Raw genomic sequence first — 18845 nt, 5'->3', positions numbered from 1 at the left:
TGAGGCTGCCGCGCCTCTGACCGGAATTGTTGCCATTAGTCTGTCATTTCGTTGCATGGAATTCAAACCACATCTTAATGTTGTAGGTTAAGATTTATTACGCCGCGACGGCACCTGTCTGCATGGATCACTCGAATGTCTGTGACTCGGTCCTCTCGGGAAAAAAGGGCACTCGTACTTTTACCAGTTGCCGCCTTCTCAACGCGAGGGAAGCATGCCCTGGTTCTATTGATCGCCATGCAGGCTGGGCCTTTGCCCCTGTCAGAAGCGAGGGCGCAACATGCCGGTGTCTGAAAAGACAAGTTCAGAAAAATCAGCCCCCAGCATTCTTTTGCTTGGAGATGATGAGGCGTATGGTGCCATTGCAGCGGCAGGGTTTGCGACGACGTGGACCGGATGGCCGGAGGGCAGCGTGTTGCTCGCGCACCAGCCGTTCGATCTGGTGGTCGCCTGTACGGCGCATGCAGCAGACAGCCTTCCTATCTGCCACGCCATTCGCCGCCAAAGCACGATTCCCCTGATTTTTCTGATCAACGGTGCAACCAGACAGGATAGAATTGCCGCACTCGATGCTGGAGCGGACGACTGTCTGTCGCAACCCTTCGATATCAGCGAACTTGTCGCGCGCATTCGTACGCTTCTGCGCAGATCAAAGACCTGCGGCGCAAGTGGCCACGACATGCACGGGTTGCGGTTTGAGAACTGGCGGATCAATCCGCGCCGTCGCCTCGTCTACGATCCGGCCGGCCGGTCGATACCGCTCACGGCCGCCGAGTTCGACATGCTGCTTGCCTTTTGTCTCAATCCTGGTCGGGTGATGACAAGGGCGGAGCTTCTTGACTTCGCGCATGTGGGCGTGGGCAAACCAGGAGAGCGGAGCGTCGACGTGCACATCCGCCGCTTGCGATCAAAGATCGAGAGGAATCCGCGTCACCCGGAGTTCGTCAAAACTATCAGGCTTGGCGGCTATATGTTCACCGCTGTCGTCGACCGCGACCACCTGACATAATCCTTTGCGCATGCAGCCCGACGCACTTTCCCTTTATCAGAAAGAAATCCGCTCATGAATCAGCATTCACGCCTGGAAAAACGAAGCAATGGGCAACGACGTAAGAAACAGCGAAGTGACGATACAACTTGAAAACTCCATGCGGCTGTTCTATATTTGTTTGTTAGAACTCGTCTCCAGCATTTGACCACGGATATACTTGCACTTGCTGTTGAGACGAGCCTCTGGGGTCGGGCGTTAACCCGGCCTTTTTCTTTGAGTGGTCATTGTCCCATCCAGCATTCAATAAAGTCATTTCAGCATGTCCCAAACCACGGACTTCATCACTGACCTGTATCGAGCCGCCAACGAAATCGGCAAATTGAGCATCGACGAGCGCCGCCGGCTCGTCGGTCGCGCGGTGAGAACGGCTGGGGAGATGCGTATCGAGACCGGCGTTCGTCCCGGCCGCGGAAATAACGATGCGCTGCGTGACATCGAGATCGCGGCATTGATGGCAGAAGCCAGGGGTAGCGAAGACGACGTCAAAGCGGTCCTCCTTGATCTAGCCGAGATGATCAGGACGTTGAAGATCGTGTTGGATGGGAAGACGAAATAGGATTCAGTCTTCTTCTATCGTACTTCTCGTTTCTGGCCTCCGGGCACAATCCCGGCAGCCGAAATCGCCACGGCTACCGTTTCCGCTAATTCCTCTTAACGCTGCTGGGTCTCATCGCGAGGAGCGATGCACACACAGCGTGTGTCGAGGCAGTCATGTCGGAGAAGACTGCCAGGCAATACCGAGCTCTAACGTGAGCGCATGGATTCTCCATTTTCACGCGGGTCCTTCCGGACGGCAGGCGCACGGCGCATGAACATGATGCAGAGCATCGCATCGTGATTTTTTCGCCGCGGCTATGGCACTCGTAGACTAGCGACTGGATGTGTTTCAACCCGCAAGGCCTTAGTTCGAAGGCATACTTGAGCTACGATGAGAGGCAAAATTCAACAGCCGGCGAAGTCCAGCACGGGTTTGTCCCATAAGGTTTCCATCGTGATGCGATATTCGAGGAAACTGCAGACCGGGGTGCCGCCTCGGTTGAAGCTACTGGCGCGGATGCGCATCTGCAGCGCGATCGTCCGCATGGAATTCTTGCCGATGCCGGCAAAGCACGAATTGTTAAGTTTTGTTGCGAGGAAGCCTTGAGGTTGTAGAAGATGCCACCGGCAGCTAGAACGGGTTCTGGGCTCCGTATGGCCTGATCGCAAAACCGGTCCGGATTTTTTTAAAGCAACTTCGTGCCCGGAGCGGCACTTAAGTCAACACGCCATGTTGGTGGTGATGCCTGCAGCAACTCTCACCATGTGCAGCATGGCGGCTTCAGATGGAGTTTGATCGCATGAGGCGTAACCGTTTTTTTAGTGAGCTCATCGAAACCATAGCGCGGGCATCCGGTGAAAAGCCCTTGAAGCTCGCATTGAGCCGTCTGAGAGCCAACTATGGCTATGACTACTTCGCCTACCTCAATCTCCACGCCCAGAAGGTCCACGCCGTATCGGACTGCCCAGAGGAGTGGCAAGCCATTTACCTGGCACGATCCTATACCATCATCGACCCAGTCATAACGAACGCAAAGCGCCTCAAGCGGCCGTTCGAGTGGTCAATCGACCGGGATCGCCGCCTCGCCGGGGACGATGTCAAACGCTTCTACGACGAGGCGGCAAGCTTCGGCATTCGCTCCGGCATTTCAATCCCGGTGCGAACCGGCCATGGACAGTTCGCAATCTTTACGCTTGCATCCTCGCGTGATGAAGTAATGGCGAAAACTGCGGAGTTGGATATCGCCTTGGCGGTGTCGGCCGTGGCGCTGCTTCACGCAAAATTCGCTCAGGAACCCGTGGCGCCACCGGCGATTGCCGACCTGAACAAAAAGGAAGCTTCATTTCTAAAGATGATAGCCGAAGGTATGAGAATGGCTGACATCGCCAATTTGGAAGGTCTCGCATACAAGACCGTTGTATTCCATATCAATAAAGCCAAGGCAAAGCTCGACGTCTATACCCTCCCTCATGCAACGGCGCGTGCGACCAAACTGAGCCTGATCTAGTCGCGTGGCGACGGACATCTTGGAAGCAGAATCTGAGGCTAACTATCCTTCCCGATATGCCGATGGGAAAACGATGTCCTGGTCGACGAGGATGTTGAATTTATAGCCCGGCCGGATCTCGAGAGTGGGCTGAATATCCAGGTTCCTGTCGATCGTTCGCTCCACCACCCGCCCGAACGTCTCGGCGAAATTCCGTCGCGCGGCGTCAGAGGCGGTGTCCTTTGTCTCAAGTGACGAGCTTTCGGGCACCGACATATCGATGCCCGTACCAATGATCGCGAGCAGAGCCGCAGAGCCAAACGTTCTTAGATAGTGCCGGTCTACCTTGTCCTTGAATCCCCCATAGCCTTGCGCATCCGTTCCCGCCATGCCGCCGATCTGCAGGGTCGAGCCATTCGGAAAAATGACGTCGGCCCAGACGACCAGGACACGGGATTGCCCGAATGAGACATCGGCGTCGTAGCGTCCAAACAACTTCGTTCCCTGCGGAATCAGAAGCCTGTGGCCAGTTGCGCTATCAAATACATGCTGGCTGACCTGCGCGGCGATCCGGCCGGGAAGATCGGAGTTGATGCCCGTGATGAGTGTGGCGGGGATAACCGAGCCACGTTTTAGCTCATATGCTGAGAGCGGAGGAACGACGCTGTTCGGAAGGTAGCCTAGATCCTTGATGTCCTGATTGAAGAAATCGGCCTTGTTGGTCTGACCGTTCGGATCGACATTCTGCCCGGCCAAGCCCGATCGCAGAGCTGCGGCATAGAGATCGGAAGCGTTTCGTTTCAACGTGTCCTGGACGCCCGTGTTTGCGGACGTATCATTCACTGCGTCGTTCGCATCGGAAACTCGAACATCCACCGTCAAAGGCGAGTCAAGTGCGGCGCTTCTCGCCTGCAATCGTGCCATCCGTTGGCGCTGCTGCTCGCGCAGGTATTGCTCTTTTTGTTCACGCTCCAGTCGTGCACGCCATTCTTTCTCGGGCTCAAGTCTGTTTTCGGTTTCAGCCTCTTCCGGTTGGCGGAGCGTCGGGACGTTCTCAAGCCGTTCCACCGGGTCCTGAACGACCGGCGTAGGCTGAAACACCTGGGTTTGGCTGGGCTCGCCGATAATGCCATCGGAGACACCTCGTTTCAGCTGATCGGCAAAGGTCGAAGCGGGATTGTTCGAGGCGGAATCAATGCCGGGCTCTCCCCGGAAATAGAGACCGCGCGACGAAAGCCCGTAAATGATCACTGCGAAAAACAGAAGCGCGAGGACAATGACGATCACGACCGGCAACCGGTTTAATCGTCGGATGCCCCGGTGTTGCTCGTGCTGAGGTGACGTGCCGCCGAGCTGCAAGGACTGAACCATGCTCTTGCCCTCCCTACTGGCGCTGCATTACCGACAACGGACTGGAGGGCGAGGCGCCGCCCTTCGTCGTGCTGTAAGCCCGGGTAAGCTCTACCGACCCGGTCGAAAGCCGCGCGAGCGTCTGTCCCTCGAAATTGTCGATCATATAGGCCAGCTGAACGGACGGTTTTTTGTCTTCAATTGCCTGCTCGGTGGCCACGGCATAGCCTGAGCTCTTCAGGGCCGCGACAAGCGCCTGCCCGAATGGCGACCTATCCTGTTTCAGAACGAGTGTACCCGTACCCTGCCCCACCTGTTCGGCAAACCGGCTTGCCATGTCGCCAGCAATGGCGCTGGATGCAGCCTCGGAAAGCTCGGGTGGAGAAGCACTCGTGGTCAAGGCGTCGGCGCCACTCTGGCAACCGGACATCGGCGCGGCAAGTAGAGCCATCATGAGCAGGTTTCGCATGGTCACCCTCCCCTGCGAATCGTAATCTTCTCTCTTCGCCAGCCGACGTCGGAAACGAGAACGGCGCGATCAACATTGTAGTCGACTACCATCACGTCGTTCTTCATGCGGTAATTGACGATACGGTTCTGGCCGCCCGACACGACAAAAAGAACCGGCGCGTCCTGGCCTGAAATCGAGCGCGGGAACTGGATGTAGGTTTTCTGTCCGTCGGAATAGACCCGGGTCGGACGCCAGGACGCCCGGCCGCTGACCAAATAGGAGAAGTTCAATCCTTCTGCCGGGACGCCGGCGCCCGGTATCATGCTTGCCTCCAGTCGGGCATTGATATCGGTCAGTTTTGTCGAAACATCTTCCGGATACTCGAACCCGACGCGCGCCATGTATTGGTTCGGATGTGATTTCAGCTGGATATGATAGGTCCGCCGTGAGGTTGTCACGACCATCGAGGTGACAAGGCCGGGCTCGGATGGTTTGACGATCAGGTGGATCGCCTGCCCACCCGCTGCACCCGAGGTTGCCGGCTCCACTTTCCATCGAACGGTGTCGCCGACAAGAACATCACGCACGACCTCGCCACCTTGCAGCTCAATGTCGCAGACCTGTAAGGGCGAGCAGACGACGGATGGTTGGATCTCGCCAAACAGAAAGACCACCTTTCCGTCAGCGCCTTTGGTCACGAGACCGGTGCTGCCGCGCCATTTACCGGAAATACCGGTACCCTTGGCTTCGTTCGACGTCATGCTCTGCGCCAAAGCCGGTCTACTTGCGAGAACAGTGGCGACGACAAGCATGGCGCACATCCCGAAGGAACTCGACCGACACGATCTCAATGGTTTCATCATGTATCCCAGGCCCCTCAAAGCTGTGCCGTCCAATCGAAGTCGCGGAGGTAGAGACCGATCGGATTGAGACGGATGACGCCCTCATCCTGCGGTGCGGTCAACGTGACGGTCGCAATTCCACGGAAACGGCGCACGCCCGTTTCCTTGCCCTTTCGATCTCGCTCGAACTCGGTCCAGTCTATCTGGTAGGACTGATTGGAGATTGCGACGATGTTGTTGACCTCAATCGCCACCGTCGCGTTTTTTGCTTTTGCAAAGGGTGAGTTTGCCCGGAACCAGGCGTTCACTTTTTCGGTGGATGGATCAGACGTACGCAAAAGCGCATAGGTCCGATCGATATATTGCTTCTGGACGACGGCGTCTGGGCTGACGGACCGAAAGCTCGTCACGAAACCGCCGAGCGTGGCACGTACGACCCGCGGATCGGCGTATTCGATCTGCTCAGGAAACCCGCTACTGACTGAGGTGCCGAGCTTATCGACCTCGACGATGTACGGTACGAGCTTGACCTGGGAGCTCTGATAGAGCGCAAAGGAGAAGCCGACGATCGCCATTCCGAGGCTGGCAATGCCAACGATCCGCCACGCAACTGCCGCTTTCACATAAGAGCCGTATCGCTCGTTCCACTCCTGCCGTGCGGCAAGGTAGGCATTGTCAGGCGGTTGTCGCGCTGCCATTGCTCAATTCCCTCAATCTCATTTCTTGTCGTCGCGAAGTAGTGGTGGTGCTTCAGAGTTGCCAACACCGGAGGCTTGGTCGAGTTTTGCATTCGCCAGCCCCATGATTGACCCAGCATAGGCGCCGGGAGAGCCGATCGCCTTGTCCTTGACAGCCGATCCAGCCGCTCTTCCGGTCGCGCCAATGCCAGACGCCATGCCTTTCAAAGCAGCCGCTGCGGCTGAAGAGCCGGCGGCCCTCGCGGCATTGGCAGCTGCCGCCCCGGCTGCTGCGCCGCCGGCTGCCAGGAAACCTGCCCCGGCCGCAAAGGAGGCCGACTGCCCGCCATGGCGGATTGCTTCCATACCGCCGCTCACGGATGCACCCTGGACGACGCCCTGCATGATGTTTGGGACATACATTGCGACGATGAACACGACGACTGAGATCCCGGCGATCGCAAGCGACGTTATGAACTGCTCCTCCTCCGCGGCTGGCGCGCTTGCTAGTCCCAAGAGAACATCGGACCCGATTCTTGCGATCATCACCAACGCCATCAGTTTCATGCCGACGGAGAAGGCGTAGACGAGATATCGCACGGCAAAATCCTTCGTGAAGGACGAGCCGCCAAGCCCCAACATGATCATGCCCGCGAGCAGCCCCACATACATCTCGACCATCACTGCGACGAAGATCGCCGCAACCAGCGAAAAAGCGATGACAACCACGACCATTGCAAAGACAGCTGCGATGGCCATCGCATTGTCTTCAAACAACCCGAATTGGGCTTGTTTCGACATTTGAGCGGCAACGCGGATGCCCGCGTCAAAGACCGCCGCCGGTGACGCGGTCCCACCGCCTGCACCAATCTGAAAAAGACTGTCCACGACTGCCTTCGCAAAGGCCGGTCCCCTATCGAGGATGAACGCAAAAAGGCCGACAAACATGATCCGCCGGACCAATTCGGCAAACCAACTGTCAAGCGAGGCAGCCTGGATGGCAAGCCAAACGGCCGCAATGCCTATCTCGATCCCGGCGAGAATCCAGAACAGCGATCGGGCGGCGCCCATCACCGTCGTTTCCCAACCGCGCGCTGCGGCGACGACCTGGTTTTCAAGCTCGGTCAGCACCCGACCTTCCTGGGCAAGTACCGGCGCACAGACACATGTCAGGAGTGCAGCGAGCGATACTACACGCAGTGAGAGGCGGAGGTTGACTACCATCTCGGCCGCATCTCCTGACCTACGAGTTGTTTTTCCGCAGGGGCTTTGAAAAACCTTTCCCGTTCGCGGCGCTGGTCACCTCTTAGGTGTTCAGCGGCAGTGTTGTTCCTGGCCAAAAACCGGTAGGTCGCCGCAGACGTGAGACTGATCGTACCAATGACCAGGACGACAATCGTTAAGCGGCTCACCAGCGCGGCTCCATCTTCTGGCCTTCGGGAATGGATTTGAGGTCAGCGGCGAAGAACTTCTCGCGGCGAGCCTGCGCCAGGTCCTTGTCCGTCTGCTCTGACTGGTACCAGGTCCCCATCACGGTCATCTGCTGCGAGACAAGGCCGCGAAGCTTCTGCATCTGTGCGACTTGCTGCGCGGCAATCTGATGGCCGACCTGCAGCGCCTTCATTTGACCGTCGGCGTTTTCCGACATCGACCGCAACGAGGTCATAGTCGATTCCTCGCTGGAAAACTGATCGGCTGTCAGGTTGGCGGCCTTTAGGGTGCCGGCAATCGTATCGCGATTGGTATCCGACCAGCTCTGATAACTTGAAGAGAAGGTCTCGCCGGTGGGCAGGTTCGACTTGAAGTCTGCGTAGCTCTGGAAGCGCTGCTTCAAAACGTCATCGACATTCCCCATTGAGAAGGCGATCCCTTCCCCTTGCGACACAACGCCCTGTAACTTCTTCAGGTCTCCCTCGACCTGACCCCAGATGTGGTTCGGCAGCTGCGCTGTGTTCTGCAGCATGTTTTCGTAGATGCTCAACTGGTTCTGGATCTGTTCGGCCAACTGACTGATCTGCTTGACCTGGTTCTCCACCTGCACGCCGGAGCTTTCCAAAAGCTTGATAAGCTCGGCGTTGTTGGCGAGCTGCGTGAACTCCGTTGCCTCGCCAGTGACGCCTCCCGCCACGGAGATGTCGGGCAGCATGGCGGCAGTCGCGATCAAGGCCGCTGTAAGCACCTTAGATTTGTCTGAGAAGCGCTTCTGCATCGTGAATTCCTCTCGTCTGGAGCCAGTGGATAGGCCATTCACGACCGTGTTCTGAATGAAGGGAACGGATGCGCTTCAGATCCTCCTTGCCTGTTGCGCCGACGAAGGAAAGCGTCAGCGGACCGAGCGCCATGTCGAACAGACGACGGCCTTCGGGCGAGGCGACGTAGTATTCCCGCTTCGGGATCGCGGTTGCCACGATCTCGATCTGACGTTCGTTGAAACCGATGCGCTCGTAGAATTCCCGCGTCCCTGGTTCGGTGGCAGCACCATTTGGAAGGCAGATCTTTGTCGGGCAGCTTTCCTTAAGCACGTCGATGATGCCTGACCGCTCAGCGTCGGAAATGGACTGTGTCGCGAGCAGCACTGCGCTATTGGCCTTGCGCAGCACTTTCAGCCATTCGCGGATCTTGTCCCTAAATGTCGGATGACCAAGCATCAGCCAGGCCTCGTCGAGGATGATAAGGCTTGGGGCGCCGGTGAGCCGCTTTTCGATCCGTCGGAAGAGATAGGTGAGCACCGGCACGAGATTGCGCTCGCCCATATTCATCAGTTGCTCGATCTCGAATGTCTGAAACGACCCAAGCGCCAGTCCATCGGTCTCGGCATCGAGCAACTGACCCATCGGGCCATCGATAGTGTAGTGGTGGAGTGCGTCCTTGATTTCGCGCAGCTGCACGCCGCTGACAAAATCTGACATCGACCGGCCGCGAGCACCGGCCATCAGCCCGATTTGGCGGGCAATCGCGTTGCGATGGTTCGGTGTGATGATGACGCCCTGCAGTGCGACAAGGGTTTCAATCCATTCCGAGGCCCAGGCGCGGTCTCCGTCTGTCTCAAGATCGGCCAATGGGCAGAAAGAAAGCCGAGCCCCCTCCTCTTCTTCGCCGGCCACATCGTAGTGATCGGCCCCGGCCGCAAGTGTCAGCGGCAGCATGGACTGGCCCTTGTCGAAGGCAAAGATTTGCGCTCCTTCGTATCGTCTGAACTGTGCGGCAATCAGCGCCAACAAGGTCGATTTGCCGGACCCGGTCGGACCGAACACCAGTGTGTGGCCGACGTCGTCGGCATGCAGGTTCAATCGGAAGGGCGTCGAGCCGGAGGCTACCTGCATCAGAGGGGGCGATGCCGGCGGATAATACGGGCACGGCGCGTTCGCGTTTCCCGACCAGACTGAGTTCAGCGGAACCAGATCCGAAAGGTTGCGGGTATTGATCAGCGGCTCGCGGATATTGCAATACCAATTGCCAGGAAGGCTTCCGAGATAGGCTTCGGTGGCATTGAGCGTTTCGATCCGAGCTCCAAACCCCTCGGCCTGGATCAGACGGCGGATTGCCTCGGCCTTCTCCTTCAGCCGTTCGCTATCCTGATCGAACAGCACCACCACCGGAGTGTAATAGCCATAGGCGACGAGTTGAGACGATGCTTCTGCAATCGCATCCTCCGTTTCGGCGACCATCGTCATGGCGTCCTGATCAACGGATCGACTCTGTGTCTGGAACAGCTGATCAAAGAATGGCCGTACTTTTTGCTGCCACTTTTTTCTCGTGCGTTCGAGACGTGCCCGTGCTTCCTCGGCATCGAGGAAGATAAAACGGGATGACCAGCGATAGGTCATCGGCATCAGGTCCAGGCTGCCAAGAATGCCGGGCCAGCTTTCCGCCGGCAGTCCATCGATGGCGACGACAGCTAGAAATCTGTCCTCGACCATTGGCGTTACGCCATGCTGGAGCTCTGCCGTCGCGACCCAGTCCAAATACATTGGAATATCCGGTAACCTGACCGGATGATTGTCGCCCGTGATGCAGAAGCGGATGAACTGCATGAGTTCGTCATAGCGGGCGACGCGCGCGCCGCCGCGTTCTTGCGCTTCGCGCGTCGCCATCCGCCGGATGGAAATCGTATTGCCGAGATACTGCTCGATTTCACGGATCGCGTTGCGGAAGATGAACAGCACGGTATCGGCGTAGGACTGTGCCCGGCTGTTCTCGTCGGAATAGATGTATTTGCTGAGACGGGAACGGCGTTGTTCGGCAGGGCGGTAGGTGAGGATGATTGCATGCCGGCTTTCGAAGTGTCCCTGCTCCCGCTCGAAATGGGTTCGCCGTTCAAGGTCAATGGCGCGCGTTACCGGGTCGGGAAAATGGGATTGTCCTGCGGACGTATAGTCGACGGTCGAAACGCGCACTGCCTCGACCTGGATCATCCAGCCCGATCCGAGCCGCGAGAGGATCGCGTTGATCTGGCGCGAGAGCTCGTTTCTCTCGAAATCGGTGGAGCTTTCAGAGTCCGGACCGGCGAAATACCAGCCGGCCATCAACGATCCATCCTTGAGCAGCATGATGCCGTTGTCGACGAGGCCCGCATAGGGGACCAGATCCGCAAATGACGGGCCGGTCTGCCGGAAGGTGTGAAGAGCGACCATCCCAGCCTCCTAATATCTGCGCCACGGGGTGGAGGTTGCCCGGTAGGTGGACTTGTAGGAGATGTGGCGGATATAGATGCGCCGCATCATCGGATCGGCCTTGGCCATCATCCGCAAAGCGGCGACAACAACGATCCACACAGCGATCCCGAAGAGCGCCGAATAGACGGTGAGTACGACGAAGATCAAGATGATGGCCGCAAGTCCGGTTATCAGCACCAGTTCACGATCGGCGCCCATCAACAGGTTGGGTCGCGACAGCGCCCGGTGGATGCGATTGCGTTGCAGACTGGAAATAGGATCAGCCAATGGTCGCCTCCCCTCCCCTCTTCGAGAAAAAAGTTGGCGGGCGTTCGATTACGGATCCGATGGTCGCCCCGGTTGCCCCAAACAATCCGACGATCTGGGTGGCGCCGAGCAGGATGCCGGCGACCAGGACCACGTACATGAGACGTCGTGCGAAGTCGTTGAGCTCCCCGCCGAAGATCAGCATTCCCCCGGCAATCGCCACGGCCGCCAATGCGATGTACCCCGCCACCGGCCCCGTGATCGATTCCTGGATTTGCTGGAGCGGTCCCTCCCAAGGTAGCCCGCCGCCTGAGCTGGCGAACGCAGGCGCGGTGAATACGCAGACCGACAGAATGGAGACGAAGAAGATTCTTCTCACGCACTTATGCAGCATCTCGTTCTCCCCGGGTTGCGTAAAATTGGATCTGGTATTGGCCAGCGGCAAATCCCTCGACGTGGAGGATGTCCGTCACGAGCCGGCCTTTCGCCGTCCGCGCAATTGAGACGATCAGATCCACCGCGTCCCCAATGACGGCTTGCATAGGCTGCTGGCTTGCCTCGGCCGTCAGCTGCTCGAGACGCTGCAGGGCTGAACCTGCCGTGTTGGAATGGATAGTCGTCACACCGCCTGGATGGCCGGTGTTCCACGCCTTCAGAAGGGTCAGAGCGGCGCCGTCGCGCACCTCACCGACAATGATGCGGTCAGGTCTCAACCGCATCGTGCTCTTGAGCAGCCTCGCCATGTCGATAGTGTCGCTGGTGTGCAACGTCACGGCGTTGTCCGCTGCACACTGGATTTCCGCCGTGTCTTCGAGCACGACAAGCCGATCCTCAGGAGCGGTTTCCACGATCTCGGCAATCACGGCGTTGGCAAGCGTGGTTTTGCCCGAGCCGGTGCCACCCGATATGACGATGTTCAGGCGTGACCTTATGGCGTTGCGAATGACCAGAGCCTGGTGAGAGGTCATTACCTTCGAGGTGACGTAGTCTTCGAGCGGTATGAGCCGGGACGCCCGGCGCCGGATGGTGAAGGACGGTGCGGACACGATCGGAGGAAGAAGGCCTTCGAACCGGTGTCCTCCCATCGGTATTTCACCGGAGACGATCGGTCGATCGGCATCCACTTCGGAATTGAGAACGTGGGCGACGCTTCCGATCACGATTTCGGCAGCACTTCTGTTCATCTCGCCCGCGGGAGCGATCCCGTGTCCAAGCCGCTCGATGTAAAGCCGGCCATCGGGATTGAGCATGATCTCGACGACCGTCGGATCGTCGAGCGCAACGCAGATCCGGTCTCCAAGCGCGTCCTGGAGTTTTCTAATGAGGCGTGGAAGCGAGCGTAGTTGGTTCATGGCATGCTCCTAAGCGGCGTAATCGCGGGAAAGACTGAAGTTGGAACGATAGCCTTCAGGACGAACCCGCTCGAAGCTCGCTCGGTCTGCCGGCAAAAGGCCGGCGACGCTTTTCGTCTGGCTGATCATTTGCGGTTCGCCAAGCCGGCGCATGGGCCAGCCCGCGCGTCGAAGAATGCGTTCAACGCGGAAGTCGGTAGCGGTGACGATCTCCGTGAAACCGTGGATCACGCACCATTCGATAATGCCGGCGAACATCGTCAGCGTGGCTTCATGGAGCGGCCCCGCGCCCCTGCCCTCGTAGATTGCGGTGTCAACGCAAAAGCGGGAGCTTTCGATCATGCCATCGTGGGCGCCGAGGTATCCTTCCGCAAGAAGCGGATGGAAAACCCGCTGCAGCATGGTCGGCCCAGTAGCGGGCAAAAGCCTCGCGCAACCGATGACCTCATCACGGATCGTCAGCGCAAGAATATAAGTTGGAGACAGGTGGTCAAATTGGTCAAATTCCAACCCATCGGTGTTGGTCACTTGCCATTGCAGACGCCCACCAAAGACTCGGGAACGCAGCCGATGCATGGCATCAAGAAATCCCCGCTCCGCATTTGAAGGCGCACCCTGTACTGCAACGATCCTCATCCTTTCACTCCGCTTTTGGTTTCAGCGGAGACATGTGTGCGGGACCTTCGAAGCGGGTTCCACTGGCAAAAGTACCAATGCTGATTCTACCGGGAAGCGCTTGAATAGCGATCTGTGGCTGGTCGAAAGGGTGAGGCGTCAACGCGGCGGACTCGTACTCCACTGGTAAAAATACCAGTGAAGCGGACGAAGTGCCGCCGGCCAGAAATCTCTTAAGTTACTGACTCTAATCAGTGAATCGCTGGACGCGACCGAGAGTCCTGCTCTCGGCGGCGTCCGACATTAACCATCCGTTAACCAAAAACATCTTGCCGCATTGCGAGAATCGCTCATAGTAATCACGCTTTAGAGGCGAAGGTTTCCGGAAAAGCGTTATTCTTAAGGTGGCGGCGAAAGTGAACGTGGTTGCGAACGTGAACATCATCGAAGACATGGACTTCGACGAGGAGATCCTCGAGCAAGGCGAGCTTATTTCCGATAAGCTCAACATGCTCCGGCTCGAGCAGTATCCGCCAAATGCGGAGAAGGGCCTGCGCCTCTTCTCGTCCGCGGAAGTTGCCGATTACATCGGTGTATCACAAAATCACATAAAGAAGCTGCACCTCGAAGGCAAAGGTCCCGTGCCTGAGGTGACAGGGTCGGGTCGCCGATCCTACACGGCTGCCCAGATGCTCGAGTTGCGCCAGTTCCTGGACAAGCATGGCAGGTCCGATTTCAAACGCTATGTTCCTCATCGTCGGCAGGGGGAAGCTCTGCAGGTTATTTCCGTGGTGAACTTCAAGGGCGGAAGCGGAAAGACGACGACCACGGCGCATCTGGCGCAGTACCTGGCTCTGACGGGCCACCGCGTGCTTGCCATTGATCTTGATCCTCAAGCGTCGCTCACCGCCCTGCACGGCATACAGCCGGAACTTGACAAGAACCCTTCCCTCTTCGAGGCGCTGCGCTACGACGATCAGCGCAAGTCGATCACGGAGGTCATCCGCTCCACGAATTTTCCGGGCCTCGATATCATCCCGGCTAATCTCGAACTCCAGGAGTATGAGTACGAGACCCCCCTCGCCGCCTCAAACAAGAGTTCTCCGGAAGGGCGGCTGTTCTTCACCCGTATTTCGAAGGCGCTCAAGGAAGTTGATGATCGCTACGACGTCGTGGTGATCGATTGCCCGCCACAACTGGGCTATCTCACATTGACGGCATTGACCGCCTCCACCTCGGTACTGATCACGGTTCACCCCCAGATGCTCGACATCATGTCCATGAGCCAGTTCCTGTTGATGCTCGGAGGAATTCTCCAGTCAATCAAAAGTGCGGGAGCGACGGTTCGGCTGAAATGGTTTCGCTATCTTGTGACGCGCTATGAGCCGACCGATGGGCCACAGGCACAGATGGTCGGGTTTATGCAGGCCATGTTCAATAAACGTATGCTGCAGCATCAGATGGTGAAGTCCACGGCCATTTCCGACGCGGGCATTACCAAGCAGACGCTTTACGAAGTCGAACGCAGCCAATTCACGCGCAGTACATATGACCGCGCGATGGAATGCCTGAACGGCGTCAACAAGGAAATCGCCTCGCTCGTCCACAAGGCATGGGGGCGAAAATGATCGAATTATTGACAGCCGTGCAAAACGTGTTTTTCGTGATGAATTTCAACGAGATGGAGCAAAGTTCGAGGGTTGACCATGGCTAGGAAGCATTTGCTCACGAGCGTTAGCGCTTTACCGACGCAAAAACCAGGCGCTGGCAACTCTGCTGAGGCGCGCGCCGATTATGCGCGGCGTGGAGCTTCACGCTCTATGATGCAATCTCTTGATGAGATGGCCGAAAACTCGATGCGCGTTCTCGAGGGAGAGACGATCGTCACGCTTGATCCTGATCTGCTCGACGCGTCAGCCTTCGTCGACAGGATCAGTGATGACGAGGAGGAGTTCAGCGCTCTCGTCGACGCAATACGTCAGGCGGGTCAGTCATCACCAATTTTAGCACGTCCCCATCCGGATGAGCCTGACCGGTACATGATCGTGTATGGGCATCGGCGCGCTCGCGCAGCCAAGGAACTGGGCATCAAGGTTCGTGCTGTCATAAAGCCGCTCGAGGACATAGCCCACGTAATAGCCCAGGGGCAGGAAAACACTGCCCGCGCCGATCTGACGTTTATCGAGAAGGCGCTGTTTGCCAAGAAACTGAGCAGCAGTGGAATGACCAAGGACACCATCAAGACGGCTTTGACGATCGATGACACCCTTTTGTCCCGGATGCTTTCCGTCGCCGAAAATGTCCCGGAAGCAATCTTGGATGCGATCGGATCTGCCAAGGGCGTCGGCCGCGACCGCTGGGAAGAAGTTAAAAAGCTTGTCCTCGATCCGGCTCGGGCCGAGTGGGCGATCGAGTTTGTGGCCAGCGATCCGTTTCAGGCACTGGCGGTTGAGGCGCGCTTCAATGCGCTGCTGGCGCAACTGAAAAAGGCTCGCAAACAAAAGCCGCGCTCGAACAAGCCTCTCGAGCGATCATGGGCATTTGCAGAAAAGGCAGTCTCGGTGTCGACCAAAGACGCAGGCAAAGCCTTCACGCTCTCACTGAAATCGAAGGACGCCTCAGGGTTTGGCGCGTTCTTATCCGACCAGTTGGAAGATCTCTATCAAAAGTTCCAACGAACTGAAACGCAGCGAACAGGAGACTGAACCGCAAAAGAAAAAGGCCCCCAAACGTTGCCGTCCTGGAAGCCTTCCTCATCGTGTCGCAACATGAGAATCGCATTTCCCGGATTCACAGTCAAGAGTCTTAGGCGCCGTTTGAGCGAGCAGATTTCTTTTGCCTTCTAGAAGGTGAAGAAAAATGCAAACGGGAAGTGTGACGACGCCCTTTGGGCGGCGGACGATCAGTCTTGCCTTGATCAAAGGTCAGATGGAATCGGCTAAGATCAAACCGGGCAAGTCGGTCGACAAGTGGAAGATCTATCGAGACATTTGTGATGCCCGGTCATTGCTGGGCCTGCGAGACCGTGCTCTGTCGGTCCTTAATGCGCTATTATCCTTCTACCCAGAGACCTGCCTCGTCGAAGGAACGACGTTGGTGGTCTTTCCGTCGAACGCGCAACTTGCAACGCGGGCAAATGGCATTGCCGGAACGACACTCCGGGAAAATCTCGCAATTCTCGTCACTGCCGGCATAATTCACCGCAAAGACAGCCCCAACGGCAAGAGGTATGCCCGCAAGGATCGAGCGGGCACAGTTGAGGAAGCGTACGGATTTAGTCTGGCGCCGCTGCTGGCTCGCTCAGAGGAACTGGCGCACCTCGCTCAACAGGTGGCAGCCGAACGTATGCAGTTAAAGATCGTGAAAGAGAAGATCACGCTTTGCCGGCGCGATATCCGCAAGATACTCACAGCTGCCATGGAGGAAGGAGCATCGGGTGACTGGGGAAAGATCGAAGCTCATTATGTAGGGCTGGTTTTCCAAATCGCGAAGGCACGGTCCCCCGCAGTACTAGGCAACGTCCTGGACGAACTAGTCATGCTTCGCGAGGAATTGCTCAACACGCTGGAAAACCAGCTGTTTTCGGAAAAATCCGACGCCAATGGTGACGAATGCCGTCAGCACATACAGAATTCAAATACCGAATCCATCCATGAATCTGAACCTCGCTCTGAAAAAGAGCAGGGGGCAAATTCGAACCCAGCCATCCAGCCGATGAGCGAGCCGATCAAAGCATTCCCGCTGGGGCTGGTGTTGAGGGCTTGTCCGGATGTGGCGTCGTATGCGCCGGACGGGACGATCACCAGTTGGCGCGAATTGATGTCGGTGGCTATTACCGTTCGATCGATGCTCGGGGTCAGTCCGTCGGCGTATCAGGATGCATGCGACGTCATGGGGCCCGAGATGGCGGCCGCAGCGATGGCTTGCATTCTGGAGCGAGGGGGGCACATCAATTCCGCCGGCGGCTATTTGCGGGATCTGACGCGACGGGCCGAAAAAGGTGAGTTTTCGCTTGGACCGATGCTGATGGCGCTGATGCGCGCCAATGCGTCTGGCGAACGAAAGGCAGGCTAGGGGAGGGCGCGACGAAGTTGTCTGGCTGGTCCGAACGGTGTCCTGCTGCTAGGTTCGAGCTGTGCGAATGTGAGGAACAAGCGAAATGCCGTCTGAAACCCGATCGCCGCGTCTTGCCGTCCTGATCGACGCCGACAATACCTCGGCCAAGATCGTCGACGGCCTGTTTGAGGAAGTGGCCAAGATCGGGGAGGCCAGCGTCCGTCGCATCTATGGCGATTTCTCCGGCACGCGCTCGAAGGGATGGGCAGATGTGCTCTCCAAACACGCGATCATCCCGCAGCAGCAATTCGCCTATACGACGGGAAAGAATGCCTCCGACATAACCCTGGTGATCGATGCGATGGACTTGCTGCACAGTGGCCGCTTCGACGGCTTCTGCCTGGTGTCGTCGGATAGCGATTTCACCCGGCTTGCTGCCCGGATCCGCGAGCAGGGCGTCGATGTGTTCGGCTTCGGTGAGCAAAAGACGCCGGAGAGTTTTCGCCAGGCGTGCCGGCGGTTCGTCTACACCGAAAACCTGCTTCCCGGGGCGGTCAAGGACGAGCAGGGCACCGCGTCGACGGACAAGCCTTTGCAGCCGGTGAGCGCCGCCGTGCCGCTGATCAAGAAAGTGCTGGCGCGGGAGGACACCGAGGATGGCTGGGTCAATCTCGGCACGGTCGGCAAACAGTTGCTGAACCTGGCGCCGGACTTTGACCCGCGCACCTTTGGGTTCCGAAAGCTCAGCGATCTCATCCGCAAAACAAACCAGTTCGACGTTCAGCAGGCCGAGAGCGGTCCCGTCAGCATCCGGGTGAAACAGAGAGGCAAAAAGTAGCGCCAGTCGCGGCCAGGATCACTGCTTGGGAGCTGTGAGGGGACTTGCCTGGAGGCATCGATAGAATTTGCGACTTTGTGCGGAGTGCGGAAGCGTCTATCTCTATTGAGCACGAGGCCCGTCCGCCGATGGGGCGGTAAGACAAATGCTCAAAGGAAGATGCTATGGCGACCGGTACTGTAAAATGGTTCAATGCAACAAAGGGCTTTGGTTTCATCCAGCCTGACGATGGCAGCACGGACGTCTTCGTCCATATTTCCGCGGTAGAGCGGGCCGGAATGCGCGGCCTCAACGATGGCCAGAAGATTACCTATGAGTTAGTCAAGGATCGCAAGACCGGCAAGATGTCCGCGGACAATCTGCAGGCCTGAGCTGACTGTTCAACAATCTTGAGAAGGCCGGGTTCAACCCCGGCCTTCTGCGAATGTACGGGCACTTGCGATAGTTTCGCCTCTGGCAACGCTTGGTGCGTAATGGGGTGGATACGCGGTTTTGTCGGGGACTCTCTTACCCGCGCGACAGGGTTCTTGGCTACCCGGACTTAGGGGAGGGGGTGTGATCGGGCGCTGACATGGGCGGATTCTCGCCGACTTTTTACAGTTACGCAATGTGTGAGAAAAGGTTCCTTTGCAGGCGTGTTTTATCGATCGATTTGCAGCCTCGCACC

21 protein-coding genes are annotated in these 18845 nt (G+C 57.6%); 8 read left to right on the top strand and 13 right to left on the bottom strand.

The window, feature by feature from the left end; translation table 11 throughout:
* Positions 1-280 precede the first annotated feature (280 nt).
* Entirely contained in the window at positions 281-1009 is a 729-nt protein-coding gene (locus tag ACSQ2W_RS26675; RefSeq protein ID WP_436089177.1) for a response regulator transcription factor, read from the top strand.
* Positions 1010-1310: 301 nt separating this feature from the next.
* On the top strand, positions 1311-1607 hold the full coding sequence (locus ACSQ2W_RS26670) for a hypothetical protein (protein ID WP_113002498.1): 297 nt from the start codon (positions 1311-1313) through the stop codon (positions 1605-1607).
* 386 nt (positions 1608-1993) lie between these two features.
* Here the strand turns inward: ACSQ2W_RS26670 and ACSQ2W_RS26665 are convergent, their stop codons facing one another.
* On the bottom strand, positions 1994-2134 hold the full coding sequence (locus tag ACSQ2W_RS26665; protein WP_436089176.1) for a hypothetical protein: 141 nt from the start codon (positions 2132-2134) through the stop codon (positions 1994-1996).
* A gap of 239 nt (positions 2135-2373) precedes the next feature.
* Between ACSQ2W_RS26665 and ACSQ2W_RS26660 the strand changes: the two genes are divergently transcribed.
* The gene (locus ACSQ2W_RS26660) at positions 2374-3096 is read left to right on the top strand and encodes an autoinducer binding domain-containing protein (protein ID WP_436089175.1); all 723 of its coding nucleotides are present in this window, start codon (positions 2374-2376) and stop codon (positions 3094-3096) included.
* A gap of 42 nt (positions 3097-3138) precedes the next feature.
* Here the strand turns inward: ACSQ2W_RS26660 and trbI are convergent, their stop codons facing one another.
* Genes trbI through traI form a run of 12 tightly spaced genes read right to left on the bottom strand, consistent with a single transcriptional unit; the run spans position 3139 to position 13305 of the window.
* A complete protein-coding gene (gene trbI, locus ACSQ2W_RS26655; protein ID WP_436089174.1) occupies positions 3139-4446 on the bottom strand; it encodes an IncP-type conjugal transfer protein TrbI in 1308 nt (435 codons plus the stop codon).
* A 13-nt stretch (positions 4447-4459) separates the two neighbouring features.
* On the bottom strand, positions 4460-4894 hold the full coding sequence (gene trbH, locus ACSQ2W_RS26650) for a conjugal transfer protein TrbH (protein ID WP_436089173.1): 435 nt from the start codon (positions 4892-4894) through the stop codon (positions 4460-4462).
* 2 nt (positions 4895-4896) lie between these two features.
* Complete coding sequence (gene trbG, locus ACSQ2W_RS26645) at positions 4897-5697, bottom strand: P-type conjugative transfer protein TrbG (protein WP_436089211.1); 801 nt, start codon at positions 5695-5697, stop codon at positions 4897-4899.
* 56 nt (positions 5698-5753) lie between these two features.
* The gene (locus ACSQ2W_RS26640; RefSeq protein WP_436089172.1) at positions 5754-6416 is read right to left on the bottom strand and encodes a conjugal transfer protein TrbF; all 663 of its coding nucleotides are present in this window, start codon (positions 6414-6416) and stop codon (positions 5754-5756) included.
* Between the two features lie 18 nt (positions 6417-6434).
* Complete coding sequence (trbL, locus tag ACSQ2W_RS26635) at positions 6435-7619, bottom strand: P-type conjugative transfer protein TrbL (RefSeq protein WP_436089171.1); 1185 nt, start codon at positions 7617-7619, stop codon at positions 6435-6437.
* Positions 7613-7807, bottom strand: coding sequence for an entry exclusion protein TrbK (gene trbK / locus ACSQ2W_RS26630; RefSeq protein ID WP_436089170.1), 195 nt, complete (start codon positions 7805-7807; stop codon positions 7613-7615). The genes trbL and trbK overlap by 7 nt, the downstream gene beginning before the upstream one ends.
* On the bottom strand, positions 7804-8604 hold the full coding sequence (gene trbJ, locus ACSQ2W_RS26625; RefSeq protein ID WP_436089169.1) for a P-type conjugative transfer protein TrbJ: 801 nt from the start codon (positions 8602-8604) through the stop codon (positions 7804-7806). Before trbJ ends, trbK begins: the two co-directional genes overlap by 4 nt.
* Positions 8576-11029: a conjugal transfer protein TrbE gene (locus ACSQ2W_RS26620; protein ID WP_436089168.1), complete on the bottom strand. Its 2454-nt coding sequence runs from the start codon at positions 11027-11029 to the stop codon at positions 8576-8578. Before ACSQ2W_RS26620 ends, trbJ begins: the two co-directional genes overlap by 29 nt.
* Before the next feature lie 9 nt (positions 11030-11038).
* Entirely contained in the window at positions 11039-11338 is a 300-nt protein-coding gene (locus tag ACSQ2W_RS26615; protein WP_436089167.1) for a conjugal transfer protein TrbD, read from the bottom strand.
* Positions 11331-11711, bottom strand: coding sequence for a TrbC/VirB2 family protein (locus tag ACSQ2W_RS26610; protein WP_436089166.1), 381 nt, complete (start codon positions 11709-11711; stop codon positions 11331-11333). The genes ACSQ2W_RS26615 and ACSQ2W_RS26610 overlap by 8 nt, the downstream gene beginning before the upstream one ends.
* Positions 11701-12669: a P-type conjugative transfer ATPase TrbB gene (trbB, locus tag ACSQ2W_RS26605; protein WP_436089165.1), complete on the bottom strand. Its 969-nt coding sequence runs from the start codon at positions 12667-12669 to the stop codon at positions 11701-11703. Before trbB ends, ACSQ2W_RS26610 begins: the two co-directional genes overlap by 11 nt.
* Positions 12670-12678: 9 nt before the next feature.
* The gene (gene traI / locus ACSQ2W_RS26600) at positions 12679-13305 is read right to left on the bottom strand and encodes an acyl-homoserine-lactone synthase TraI (RefSeq protein WP_436089164.1); all 627 of its coding nucleotides are present in this window, start codon (positions 13303-13305) and stop codon (positions 12679-12681) included.
* Between the two features lie 413 nt (positions 13306-13718).
* On the opposite strand from traI, the gene repA reads away from it, so the two are divergent.
* From repA to ACSQ2W_RS26575, 5 genes are all read left to right on the top strand, one after another.
* Positions 13719-14912 carry a plasmid partitioning protein RepA gene (repA, locus tag ACSQ2W_RS26595; protein ID WP_436089163.1) on the top strand — a complete coding sequence of 398 codons (1194 nt, stop codon included), beginning with the start codon at positions 13719-13721 and terminating at the stop codon, positions 14910-14912.
* Between the two features lie 78 nt (positions 14913-14990).
* On the top strand, positions 14991-15989 hold the full coding sequence (gene repB, locus ACSQ2W_RS26590) for a plasmid partitioning protein RepB (RefSeq protein WP_436089162.1): 999 nt from the start codon (positions 14991-14993) through the stop codon (positions 15987-15989).
* Between the two features lie 154 nt (positions 15990-16143).
* Positions 16144-17358, top strand: a complete 1215-nt coding sequence (gene repC, locus ACSQ2W_RS26585; RefSeq protein ID WP_436089161.1) for a plasmid replication protein RepC — start codon at positions 16144-16146, stop codon at positions 17356-17358.
* Between the two features lie 85 nt (positions 17359-17443).
* On the top strand, positions 17444-18178 hold the full coding sequence (locus tag ACSQ2W_RS26580; protein WP_436089160.1) for an NYN domain-containing protein: 735 nt from the start codon (positions 17444-17446) through the stop codon (positions 18176-18178).
* Positions 18179-18342: 164 nt separating this feature from the next.
* Positions 18343-18549 (top strand): cold-shock protein, encoded by a 207-nt coding sequence (locus tag ACSQ2W_RS26575; protein WP_115156338.1) that lies wholly within the window; start codon positions 18343-18345, stop codon positions 18547-18549.
* The last annotated feature ends 296 nt before the right edge of the window (positions 18550-18845 follow it).

The sequence above is a fragment of the Pararhizobium sp. LjRoot255 genome, from assembly GCF_964252905.1.
GTDB lineage: Bacteria > Pseudomonadota > Alphaproteobacteria > Rhizobiales > Rhizobiaceae > Pararhizobium.
Note: the sequence above shows the minus strand (reverse complement) of the source record. Positions and strands in the feature narration are given on the sequence as shown.